The sequence below is a fragment of the Brevibacterium sp. CBA3109 genome (genome assembly GCF_040256645.1).
In the GTDB taxonomy this organism is placed as follows: domain Bacteria; phylum Actinomycetota; class Actinomycetes; order Actinomycetales; family Brevibacteriaceae; genus Brevibacterium; species Brevibacterium koreense.
On record NZ_CP158281.1, the window covers coordinates 39775 to 51503 of the forward strand.

Consider the following 11729-nt stretch of genomic DNA (forward strand, 5'->3'; position numbering starts at 1 on the left):
GGGGAGGCGGCCCAGACCGGGCCCGCTGTCCAGCTGAGGGCACATCCCGAACCCAGCCGGACCGCAGATATTTGGAGGTCATACGTGCCGATCACCTCGACGATCCTCGACGTCGCGGGGAACCATCCCGAACAGCTCGCCCTTGTCGGCGCCGACGAGCGGTTGACGTACTCCGAGCTCGTCGAAGACTCTCGCCGGATGTTCGCCGTCGTCGACGAACTGCATCGGGCGCAGGCCGATCCGCCGACTCCCGCATCGGAGACCGACGGCATCCCCATCACCGCCATCAGCGTCACCTCGGCGTTTCACACCTCGCGAATCATCGCTGGACTCGCGGGTTTCCGCGCCGTATCCGCGACCATCGATCCGCGCTGGCCACTGACACATCAGATCGGCGTCATCGCCACCACCGGAATCGGTGTGGTCATCAGTGACTCGCCCTCCCTCGCCGAGGCGCTCGCCGCCTCTTCCTGGACCGGCACAGTCATCAGCCTCGCCGACTTCCGAGCCCGCGAAGACGCCCGGGCCCAGGAGACTGTCGCCTCTGGTGAGCCGTCTGCACCCCCGGCCCCCGCACCCACCGTCCGCGACGGGTGTGAGCCCTTCCTCATGCTCTTCTCCTCGGGCACGACGAGCAATCCGAAGGCCTTCATCAAGACGCGTCAGCAGTACCGGAAAAATGTCGCCGTCTCCGCGGCCCACCTCGAGCCGCGCCCCGGCGTCGCGACACTGGCGCCCGGTCCGGTCTCCTACAGCCTCACGCTCTACGCGGTCATCGAGAGTCTCGCGACCGGAGGCAGCGTGCATGTCGCCGATGAATTCGACCCGATCGCAATGGGTGCGCGCATCAATGCCGAGAAGATCACCCGCGTCGTCGCCGTCCCCGCCCTCGTCCGCGCCCTCGCCGAGGCGGCCCGCCGTGATCCCGAACGTTTCACAGGTCTCGGCCTCGTCGTCACCGGTGGAGCCAACCTGCCAGCGAGCATCCGCGACCGCCTCGGCGAGATCCTTCCGGGAACCCGTCTGATCAGCTATTACGGTGCCGCAGAGATCGGTTTCATCGGGGACAGCCGCGAGGGTGATGGCACCTGGATCACCATCTACCCGAGCATCGGGGTGCAGATCCTAGGCGAACACCCGCTCTCGGAATCTGGGGAGCACGCGGGCGCTGGTCAGCTTCCTGACGGAGAACTCGGCACGCTGTGGATCCGAGCCGCCGCCTGTTCGTATGGCTACGTCACGGGCACCACCGACGCAGTGCTGCGCGGACCCGACGGCTGGGCCACGGTCAACGATCAGGGGCGGATCTTAAACGGCATGCTGCAGCTGGCCGGTCGGTCCGGAGACATCGCGATCACCGGTGGTCACAAGGTCTCACTTCCGGAGGTCGAAAGGGCGTATGAGACCTACGGCAACCTCGGCGAGGTGTGCGCGATCGCCCTCGACGACCCGGCGCTGGGCAGCATCATCGTTCTCGTGATCGAAGCCAGCGCCGGTGCGGGCGCCGAGGGTTCTGGTGCCTCCGCGGAGGTGGCAGACAAGACTGCGCTGCTCAATCATGCACGCGCACGCCTGGCACCGCAGTTCGTTCCTCGCCGGATCTATCGGCTCGATCGCCTGCCCAGGACGGTCGGCGGGAAGATTCGGCGCGCCGAAACCGTTGACCTCATCATGGACGGACAAGGACAGCGGCTGTGAGCCCAGAGGGCCGGAGCGCACCGAGCACCGAGGGCGGCCGCGTCGTCATCACCGGAACGGGTGCGATCACCCCCAGCGGCAATGACGTCGACTCGCTGTGGGACTCCGTGGTCACCGGCCGCAGCGCGATCAGTGTGCTCGAGGGTGAGCAGTTTGCGGATCTGGCAGTGCGCATCGGCGGCCAGGTCAGCGACTTCGACGCCGAGGCGATCCTGCCGCGAGCGCTCGCCCGCCGTCTCAGCCCTGTCCAGCATTGGGCCATCGCCGCCGCTGACCAGGCCCTGGCACAGGCCGGGATCACACGTCCGGGCGTGGGGGCGAAGACCGATGATGCTGATGCCGGCGACCTCCCTTGGGACCGATCCCGCGTCGCCGTCATCGCTGCCACCGGCTCCGGGCCGGTCGACGCCATGCAGAGCGCGACTCGCTCCCTGCTCGACGCGGGCCCCCGCTCGGTTCCCCTGACATTGGCGATCCACGGCGCACCCGACTCGTCTGCGGCGCTGCTGAGCCAGCGCTTCGACTTCCGCGGGCCAGGACAGGGCGTGTCGGCCACCTGCGCGTCCGGGGCGATCGGCCTCGGCGAGGGAATGCGGCGCATCCGTCACGGATACGCCGACGCGGTGCTCGTCGTCGGGATGGAGGACTGCCTCAACTCGGTCAATCTGGCCTCGAACGCGAACATGCGGGCGCTGGCCGCCGGCTTCGAAGACGACCCCACATCTGCCAGCCGACCCTTCGACAGTGCCAGGTCCGGGTTCGTCATGAGCCAAGGCGCCGGTGCGATCCTGCTGGAATCCGAGGCCGGTGCCGCCGCCCGCGGCGCCGCGGTGCTCGCTGAACTTGCAGGATTCGGCGCCGCCAGCGACGCCCACCACCCGACGAACCCGCACCCTGATGGCCGAGGTGCCGCCTCGGCGATGAGTCAGGCACTGGCCGATGCCGGAATGGTCCCCGAGAGCATCGACCACATCAATGCCCACGCCACCGGCACCCCCGCCGGCGATGCTGCAGAACTCAATGCCTTCGACGCGGCGCTGGGCGCCCCCGCCCACTCGATTCCAATTACGGCCACGAAGTCGTCCACTGGCCACCTGCTCGGTGCTTCGGGCGTCGTCGAAGCCATCATCGCGATCCGTACGATGGCGGAGCAGACGCTGCCCCCGACGCTCAACCTCGAGGCCTGCGAATTCGGCGGATGGGACATCGTCGCTGATCAGGCACGTTCCGTGCCTCATTCTGAGAAGCCGATCGACACGGTCTTGTCGACCTCGTTCGGGTTCGGCGGGCACAACGGTGCGATCATCCTGCGCCGGCCCCGCACCGACTGACATTCTGATGTGGTGAGCAGCTGGCCCCGTGAGCAGCCGATCCCGTGAACAACTGATCCCGTGAACAACTGATCCCGTGAACAACTGATCCCGTGAACAAGGAGACATGATGACTGACCGTGAGACCCACCTCGGCGAATTGGCCGAGAAATACCTCCCTGCCGAGGTCTGTGAGCGCTTCCGCGAACGCGCGGGCGTCTATGACCGCGAGAACCGTTTCTTCGACGAGGATCTCGAAGAGCTGAAGTCGCTGGGCTACCTCACCTTGTTCGTTCCCGAGACCTACGGCGGTCCCGGGCTGAACCTGCACGAGGTCTCGCGTCTGCAGCAGCGATTGGCCTCCGCGGCCCCGGCCACGGCCCTGGCGATCAACATGCACCTCATGTGCACCGGCGTCGTCAAGGCCCTCAACGACCGCGGCGACTCCTCCTTGAACTGGGTCTTCGAGGAGGTGATGGCCGGAGAGATCTTCGCCTTCGGCATCTCCGAGCCGTCCAATGATTGGGTCATGCAGGGGTCGAACACGGTCGCCGAACCGACGTCCGACGGCGGCTATCTGCTCACCGGCGTGAAGATCTTCACCTCGCTCTCACCCGTGTGGACGCGAATCATCGTCCATGGGGCGATCGGCGAGAACAGCACGGGGATCGCGGGCCCCGATGCGGATGAGCCCGCGGAGGGGCAGCTGGTCTATGGCTTCATCGAACGCAGCGCCGAGGGCATCACGGTCTCTGATCATTGGGACGTCATGGGTATGCGGGCCTCGCAGTCGCGGGCGACGATCCTCGACCAGGTGCCCATGCGCCCCGAACGGGTCTCGCGCACCATCCCGGCCGGTAAGCACCCCGACCCGCTGACCTTTGCGATCACCAGCAATTTCCAGCTGCTCATCGCCTCCGTCTATGCCGGTGTGGCCGCCCGTGCACTCGAACTCGGTGCCGCCGGGCTGAAGAAGCGCAAGTCCGCGAAGGCTGGAGCTACCTTCGCCGAGGTGCCCGAAACTCGCGCGCGTCTCGCCGATGCGCACCTCGACTACCTCGTCGTCCCCGCCATGCTCGATGCCTACACCAGGGACTTCGACGATCTGGTCGACCATGGGGCGGGCTGGCCATTGCGCCTGGTGGGAGCCCGGATCAAGGCCTCCGATGCGGCCCGGAAGGCGGCCGAGACAGCACTCATATGCACCGGTGGCAGCGGCTTCGACAACAGCCACGAACTCTCGCGCCTCTACCGCGATGCGACCGCTGGCCTGTTCCACCCGCCGAGCGCCGACGCCGCCCGCCCGATGTATGCCGCGGCCCTCCTCGACGGCTGAGCGGACGGTGGGCAGTCGCTCGGCCGGTCAACGCGCCTGGGCAGAATCGGGCGTGATCTGTGCTCGATCATTAGTTGTCGAGAATATGTCGTCGCCGGCGACGACATATTCAGGCTTGGAGTTGATCGAGGGTGGGTGCCGCCGTCTTCCGGCTGGGGCGTTGGTCCGTGCAGGCCGGAAAAACGAATAGATGTTCCTCTGACGACGAGCCCGCCGCCGAGGTGGCCCCGACGGCGGTGGTGAATCGTGAAGTCCCGACATGCGCAACCTCGTCCCCATCGAATGGGCACCGCAGGTCAGCGGCCTGCGCCAGGTGAGTGGTGTGCGTCACGGGATGTAGAAAGCGTGGAGACTTACAAAGACTTACAGAAATATCGATGGCGCCGAGCCGAAGGCACCCTTTTCACCTGAGACAATCTTCGCAGCCGCTGATCACAGTTCCGGCAGCAGCGAGATCGGGTTCTCGATGCAGCCGGCGACGAAGGTGAGGAACTGGCTCGGTTCGGCACCGTCGCAGGCGCGGTGGTCGAAGACGAATGACAGGAACATGACCTTGCGGACGGTGAGTTCCCCCTCGACGACCCAGGGGCGGTCCTTGATCCGTCCGAGGCCGAGCATCGCGACCTCTGGAAGGTTGATGATCGGCGCAGAGCCGTCGACTCCGAATACGCCGTAGTTGTTGAGCGTGAACGTGCCGCCGGACAGCTCCCGAGAACTGAACTTGCCGGTCGATGCTCTGCCGACGGTCTCGGACACGGAGTCGCGCAGCGCTCGCAGGCTCATCTCGTGGGCTCCGTGGACGACGGGAACCATGAGGCCCCGTGGCGTCTGCGCGGCCAGGCCGAGGTTGATGTCACCGTGGGTGACGATCTCGTTGGCCTGGGTGTCGATCGAGGAGTTGATGATCGGGAACTTCTTCAGCCCGGCGACGACGAAGCGGGCCACGAGCGAGAGCAGTGAGTACTTCTCCCCGGTCCGAGCCTCGAGGGTGCGTTTCGTATTGAGCAGTTCGGTGGCGTCGACGTCGAGCCAGATCGTCGCCTCGGGGATCTCCCGTCGAGACTGCGAGAGTCGTTCGGACACGACCTTGCGCAGTCCCGTGATCGGAGTCCGGGTATCGCGATCGGCTGTGCCACCAGCGGGGATCGAGTCGGGCTCCGCCGAGGTGGTGGTGGCCGATTCGATGGCTTTGAGCACATCGGCCCTGGTGACGATACCCCCTGGCCCGGTGCCCGGGAGGTGTTTGGCGCTGAGTCCATTGTCCTTCGCGAGCTTGCGCACGATGGGCGAGGAGACCGGAGAGACCGACACCTCGGCGGGGGGTTGGGAGGCTGTGTGGACTGGGGGTTCGGCGGCTGTGTGGACTGGGGGTTCGGAAGCCGGGGCCGGGGGAGCGGTCGCGGCCGCGGGAGTGGCCGCCGGCTCTGCGGCCTGAGCAGTCGTCGACGGTGCAGTGAAGTCGGATTGTGAAGTCTTCGTGCCGAAGGACCGCTTCTTCGTCGACCGCGCCTTGGGCTCGGACGCTCCGTAGCCGATGAGGTTCGCACCGCCGCCGTGCGAATCAGCATCCGTGACTGATGCCTCGCTCGAGACGGAACCGGAGCAGGCGCCCGAGTTCGAGTCCGCGCTCAAGTCAGCACCCGCCTCGGCGACGGAGAGCAGGGCTTGACCTGCAGATACGGTGTCACCGGGGTTCGCGTGCAGCGCCTGGATCCGACCGGCGAACGGGCATGGCAGCTCGACGACGCTCTTTGCGGACTCGACCTCGACGACCATCTGGTCGACGTGGACCTCGTCGCCGACATCGACCAGCCAGCTGATGAGCTCGGCCTCGGTCAGTCCCTCGCCCAGGTCGGGGAGGATGAAATCGCGGGCGCTCGTCGCGGAGCGGGCGTCACCGGACAGACTCGTCTCGGCACTCATCACAGCTCCCAATCCCAGGATTCGAGAGCGTCGAGAATGCGTTCGGCGGTCGGCAAGAAGTACTCCTCGAGCTTCGGGGACGGGTAGGGCACATCAAAGCCGGTGATCCGCAGGATCGGGGCCGACAGGTGCGTGAAGTTGGCCTCGGTGACCCGGGCGGCCACCTCGGCGCCGTATCCGCCGAACTGGGCGGCCTCATGGATGATCGCAGCACGAGATGTCTTGCGCACTGAGGCGGATACGGTCTCATCGTCGAAGGGCGACAGTGACCGCAGGTCGATGACCTCGATCGACAGTCCATGCTCGGCACCATCGTCGGCCGCGGCCAGGGCTGTGCGCACGGTGGGACCGTAGGCCAGCAGGGTCACATCCGACCCCACGCGTACGACCTGCGCCCGATCCGTCGGCGCGGTCTGCACCGGCAGACTGAGCTCGTCTTTCATCCAGTACCGTGACTTCGGCTCCATGAAGATCACCGGGTCGTCGGAGGCGATGGACTCGCGCAGCAGCGAATAGGCGTCGGCCGGATTCGAGGGGGTGATGACGGTCAGACCCGGAGTCGAACACCAGTAGGCCTCGGAGGAGTCCGAGTGGTGCTCGACGCCGCCGATATCTCCGGCATAGGGAATCCTGATCGTCAGCGGCAGGCTGACCTGTCCCTTCGTGCGGTTGCGCATCTTCGCGACGTGGGACACGATCTGCTCGAACGCGGGGTAGGCGTAGGCGTCGAACTGCATCTCGACAACCGGGCGCATCCCGGCCATCGCCATGCCGATCGCGGTGCCGACGATTCCGGATTCGGCAAGCGGGGAGTCCCAGACACGGTCGGGTCCGAATTCCTTCCGCAGGCCTTCGGTGACACGGAATACCCCGCCGAGGCGACCGACGTCCTCACCGAAGACCAGGACGTTCTCGTCTTCTCTCAGGCTGTCGCGCAAAGCCTGGTTGAGGGCCTTTGTCATAGTCACCGGGGCTGGTGCCGGAACGTCCTCTGCCGTGGTGAGCGCGGTGACGGTCATGACTGAGCCGCCGCTGCCAGCTCGGCCTCGAGCTTGGCCTGCTGTGCGACGAGGTTCGCACGTGGGTTCGCATAGACGTAGTCGAAGAGTTCGCTCGGGTCGACCTTCGCTTCGGTGTTCATGGCATCACGGACCGAGGTGGCAAGCTCTTCCGCGCTCGCCGTGATCTCGGCGGCGCGCTCGTCATCGAGGACGCCCGCTGAGCGCAGGTGCTTCTCGAGGCGGTCGATGGGATCGAACTGCTTCCAATGCTCGACCTCCTCGGCCTCACGATACTTCGTGGGATCGTCGGAGTTCGTGTGCGACTCCATCCGGTAGGTCAGGCATTCGATGAGCGTCGGACCCTCGCCGGCACGGGCGCGTTCGAGGGCTGCAGTGACGGCAGCGAACACTGCCGCGATGTCGTTGCCGTCGACGCGGAGGCCGGGCATCCCGTAGCCGGCGGCGCGGTCGGCGAGCATGGTCGCGTTCGACTGCTCACGCAGCGGGGTCGAGATCGCATACTGGTTGTTCGCCAGCACGAAGACGGTCGGGGTCTGCCAGACGGAGGCGAAGTTGAAGGCCTCATGGGTGTCACCCTCACTGCTGGCGCCGTCGCCGAGGAAGGTCAGGGTGCAGGCATCTTCGCCCTTGAGTTTAGCGGCCATGGCGAAGCCGGTCGCGTGCAGAGTCTGCGTTGCCAGCGGTGTCGCCGCAGGTGAGGTGTGATATTCGTTCGGGTCGAACCCGCAGTGCCAGTCACCGCGGAAGGCGGAGAGGATCTCCGTCACAGGCACACCGCGAGTGAGCAGAGCGGCAGTGTCGCGGTAGGTGGGGAACAGCCAGTCGCCCGGTGCCAGTGCGGTGGTGGCACCGACCTCTATGGCTTCCTGGCCTGCGGCGGATGGATAGGTCGCGAGTCGCCCCTGCCTGGTCAGGTGGGTGACCTGAGCCTCGAACCGACGGATCTGCACCATCTTCTGATACAGACCCAGGAGGGTGCGATCGCTCGGGATCCTCAGCCCATCGGTGGGAACCTCGGTGGGCTGGCCGTTAGCACCGATGAAGCTGACTGGCTGCAGCTGGGGCAATGAGCGGTCAGAGCGAGAGGTGGGAACGTCAATGGTCATGGCCCCATGGTGGCGTGACCCGAGTCACCGATCCAGGGTCTGCGAGGAGGTTCGGACGGGGGGTGCGTTTGTGTCGGCAAGAGTGGACGAAGTGCTCGGTTGCCGCTGGGGTTAAGGGACGTTTGGCTCCGGCGAGGCGGGTGAGGCCTGCCTTGTCTTGCCGAAGCGCTTCATGAGATCCAGCAGCGGTTCGGGGGCGAGCATGAATCTAGGCTCGAGCTCCTCCCATCCGGGCTCTTTCGCCTGTCGGCTGTAGGCGGCGTGGTCGGCATCGACCGGAATCCGCTGATCGTTTCCGCCCCCGTCTTCGCCCATGAGTGATAGGTGATAGATCCACGTGGACCCATCAGACTCGACGCTGCGAAACGTGGCTTCGAATACTTGGCGTTCTGCGGACAGGCCTTGCTGCAGTTCGTCGGGACGATCATTGAGCATTGTCATCCACTCGTCGAACACATCCTCCTGGCCTGCAACGATGCGCGAACGACTGAGCTCGAGTCTCAGTCCGTCCGGGACGGATGTCGGTTGGGGGTGGCCGGGGAAGTGGCGGGGGGTAGGGGTGAACGGGATCTGGGGCGGGCGCGCATCATCGGGCATGTTTCGACTATCGCACAGAGTCTGTGTCCAGAGATGAACGTCTGTGTCCAGATCTGAACTCATGACGGTCCTAGGCGGAAATAGCGGTCGGTTCTGCACAACAAATTGACTCAGCCAGTGGCCGGAATCGATCGATTCAGTGCCCCGAACCGGGCCGGTGTCCTTCCGCTTCATCGAGGATCAGGAGTGAGCGCGATGACACCACACCCGGGACTTCGTGGATTCTGCGCAGAATGACCTGGGACAGTGCAGTGTTGTCGGGAGCATTTACGGTCACCAGAGCGTCGATGTCGCCGCTGACGGCCTGGACCTTCTCGACGAAGGGAAGTTCGGCGAGGTCATCCCTGACCTCGGGCCATGGCCGATCACCGATCTTGACGACGACCACCGCGGTCACTGTCATGCCCAGCGCACTGCGGTCCACCTCGGCGGTGAATTTCCTGATCGCCCCGGACTCGACGAGAACCGAGAAGCGTTTGTGGGCGGCGGACCGGGAGATGTGCACCCGCGCGGCCAGTTGGCGGACGCTCAGACGCGAGTTGTCGACGAGGGCAGCGATGATGCTGCGGTCGATATCGTCGAGGTCGAATGCCACGAGGCGCTCCTTCAACGTTGATGCGGGCGTCGGACTCACCGGTTCACTCCCGATCTCGGTTGCATCCGGTGCCTGGTCACGGTCGGTGGCTCCATTCTAGGGCCCCTTCTCTGTGCGCGCTCCTCCCGCTTCCTGTCACCGCTTCGTGCACCACGATGAGGTCGCAACGGCGAGCTCCGGGTATAATTTGTTCGAACGTTCGTACAATAGGTATGTCCGCTGCGGCACACAGGACGTAGGATGTCTGACTGAGTACTTTTCCGGGTTTCGTCTTGGACCCGGGTGTCGGACGAGAACGTGCTGACTGTAGATTATGAGGCAGAAGTCTCATTGCAGCTGGAGTTGCCCCACGGAATAGGAGTCATCCTTGAAGATCGCGGTGTTGGTCAAAGAGGTCCCGGACACATACGGGGATCGGAAACTGAATCTGGAGACCGGTTTGGCGGATCGCTCCGCTTCGGAAGCGGTCCTCGACGAAATCGGTGAGCGTGCGCTCGAAGTCGCCCTGTCCTACAAGGACGGCAGCGATGGAACCGAGGTGACCGTCATCTCGATGGCACCCGGAACCGCGACCGCCACGATCCGCAAGGGCCTGGCCATGGGAGCGGACAACGCCGTGCACGTCTCCGATGAGGAGCTCCTCGGTGCGGACCTCGGCCTCACCGCCGAAGTCCTGGCAGCTGCCATTCGCCGGGGAGGCTACGACCTCGTCGTGACCGGCAACATCTCCACAGACGGCAACGCAGGCATGATGCCCGCAATGCTCGGCGAACACCTGGACTTCCCTCACGTGACTGGCCTGACCTCGGTTGAGATCAGCGACGGCAAGGTCGCTGGGACCCGCGGAGTCGAGGGCGGCAAGCAGGAAGTCAGTGCACAGCTTCCAGCCGTCATCGCCATCACCGAGGCGCTTCCCGAGGCCCGCTTCCCGAACTTCAAGGGCATCATGGCAGCAAAGAAGAAGCCCTTCGAGGTCATCGCGCTGTCGGACCTCGAGGTCGATGCCAACGACCAGTCCACAGCACGATCGATCATGGTCACGGTGGCCGAGAAGCCGCCGCGTGAAGCCGGAGAGAAGATCGTCGACGAAGGAAACGGCGGAGCAGAGCTCGCCGAATTCCTCATCAAGAACCGCTTGGCCTAAGGAGAATCGATATGTCCGAATTCCCACAAGACTCCATTCTCGCCGTCATCACCGCCGACTCCGAAGGTCAGCTGGAGAAGCCTGCCGCTGAACTGCTCGGCGGCGCCGGTGAGGCCGGGACACCCGTCGCGCTGGTCCTCGCACCTGCAGGTCAGGGTGAGTCGGCTGCGCAGCAGGCCGCAGCGTTGGGCGCCACTCAGGTTCTCATCGCCGAGGTGCCGGAGGGCAACTCCGCTCTCGGAACCTTCGCAGTCGACGCCCTGAGTGCCGCCAGCGACCTTGTCGCACCCGATGCTATCCTCCTCTCGCACTCGATCGACGGCCGCGATATCGCCGGACGCTTCGCAGTCCGCAGCGGTTCGGCTGTCTGCGTCGACGCCCTCGGCATCGAGCGTGACAGCGAAGGCATCGTGGCCAACCACTCCGTCTACGGAGGCGGCTACACCGCGTCGTCGGCACCGACCTTCGGTGCTCCGGTCATCACCATTCGCCAGGGATCAATCGAGACCCGTGGGGAAGCGCAGTCGGCGAACTCCCAGGCCCTCGACGTTGCCGATTCCGGCAAACGCTCCGCTCAGATCGAATCCTTCGAAGCCGTTGTCGAGGTCTCTTCGCGTCCCGAGCTGCGCGGTGCCTCAAAGGTCGTCTCCGGTGGCCGCGGTGTCGGCTCCGAAGAGTCCTTCGAGCTCGTCGGCGAACTCGCCGATGCTCTCGGTGCGGCTGTCGGTGCCTCACGCGCGGCCGTCGACGCCGGGTACATCGCCCAGTCCCACCAGGTCGGACAGACCGGTGTCTCCGTGTCGCCGCAGCTCTACGTCGCACTCGGCATCTCCGGTGCGATCCAGCACAAGGCGGGCATGCAGACCTCGAAGACCATCGTCGCTGTGAACAAGGACGGCGAAGCGCCGATCTTCGACATCGCCGATTACGGCGTCGTCGGCGACCTGTTCAAGGTCGTCCCACAGTCGATCGAGACCTTGAAAGAGAACAAGTCCTGA

10 protein-coding genes are annotated in these 11729 nt (G+C 65.3%); 5 read left to right on the forward strand and 5 right to left on the reverse strand.

Annotated elements, in window-relative coordinates; genetic code table 11:
• Nucleotides 1-84: 84 nt before the first annotated feature.
• The 3 genes from AAFP32_RS00175 to AAFP32_RS00185 all read left to right on the forward strand — a co-directional run bounded on the left by AAFP32_RS00175 (nucleotide 85) and on the right by AAFP32_RS00185 (nucleotide 4344).
• Entirely contained in the window at nucleotides 85-1698 is a 1614-nt protein-coding gene (locus AAFP32_RS00175) for a class I adenylate-forming enzyme family protein (protein ID WP_350270104.1), read from the forward strand.
• A complete protein-coding gene (locus tag AAFP32_RS00180) occupies nucleotides 1695-3029 on the forward strand; it encodes a beta-ketoacyl-[acyl-carrier-protein] synthase family protein (RefSeq protein ID WP_350270105.1) in 1335 nt (444 codons plus the stop codon). The genes AAFP32_RS00175 and AAFP32_RS00180 overlap by 4 nt, the downstream gene beginning before the upstream one ends.
• A gap of 109 nt (nucleotides 3030-3138) precedes the next feature.
• Nucleotides 3139-4344 carry an acyl-CoA dehydrogenase family protein gene (locus tag AAFP32_RS00185; RefSeq protein WP_350271514.1) on the forward strand — a complete coding sequence of 402 codons (1206 nt, stop codon included), beginning with the start codon at nucleotides 3139-3141 and terminating at the stop codon, nucleotides 4342-4344.
• 432 nt (nucleotides 4345-4776) lie between these two features.
• On the opposite strand, the gene AAFP32_RS00190 is transcribed toward AAFP32_RS00185, so the two are convergent.
• The 5 genes from AAFP32_RS00190 to AAFP32_RS00210 form a co-directional block, all read right to left on the reverse strand.
• Nucleotides 4777-6267, reverse strand: a complete 1491-nt coding sequence (locus tag AAFP32_RS00190; RefSeq protein WP_350270106.1) for a dihydrolipoamide acetyltransferase family protein — start codon at nucleotides 6265-6267, stop codon at nucleotides 4777-4779.
• Nucleotides 6267-7286 (reverse strand): alpha-ketoacid dehydrogenase subunit beta, encoded by a 1020-nt coding sequence (locus AAFP32_RS00195; protein ID WP_350270107.1) that lies wholly within the window; start codon nucleotides 7284-7286, stop codon nucleotides 6267-6269. Before AAFP32_RS00195 ends, AAFP32_RS00190 begins: the two co-directional genes overlap by 1 nt.
• Nucleotides 7283-8395, reverse strand: coding sequence for a pyruvate dehydrogenase (acetyl-transferring) E1 component subunit alpha (gene pdhA / locus AAFP32_RS00200; protein ID WP_350270108.1), 1113 nt, complete (start codon nucleotides 8393-8395; stop codon nucleotides 7283-7285). The genes AAFP32_RS00195 and pdhA overlap by 4 nt, the downstream gene beginning before the upstream one ends.
• 111 nt (nucleotides 8396-8506) lie before the next feature.
• Complete coding sequence (locus AAFP32_RS00205; RefSeq protein WP_350270109.1) at nucleotides 8507-8992, reverse strand: DUF6176 family protein; 486 nt, start codon at nucleotides 8990-8992, stop codon at nucleotides 8507-8509.
• Between the two features lie 136 nt (nucleotides 8993-9128).
• On the reverse strand, nucleotides 9129-9587 hold the full coding sequence (locus AAFP32_RS00210) for an Lrp/AsnC family transcriptional regulator (protein ID WP_101642782.1): 459 nt from the start codon (nucleotides 9585-9587) through the stop codon (nucleotides 9129-9131).
• A 367-nt stretch (nucleotides 9588-9954) separates the two neighbouring features.
• Here AAFP32_RS00210 and AAFP32_RS00215 point away from each other — a divergent pair, with 367 nt between their 5' ends.
• Nucleotides 9955-10731 (forward strand): electron transfer flavoprotein subunit beta/FixA family protein, encoded by a 777-nt coding sequence (locus tag AAFP32_RS00215; RefSeq protein WP_101618986.1) that lies wholly within the window; start codon nucleotides 9955-9957, stop codon nucleotides 10729-10731.
• An 11-nt stretch (nucleotides 10732-10742) separates the two neighbouring features.
• On the forward strand, nucleotides 10743-11729 hold the full coding sequence (locus AAFP32_RS00220) for an electron transfer flavoprotein subunit alpha/FixB family protein (RefSeq protein ID WP_350270110.1): 987 nt from the start codon (nucleotides 10743-10745) through the stop codon (nucleotides 11727-11729).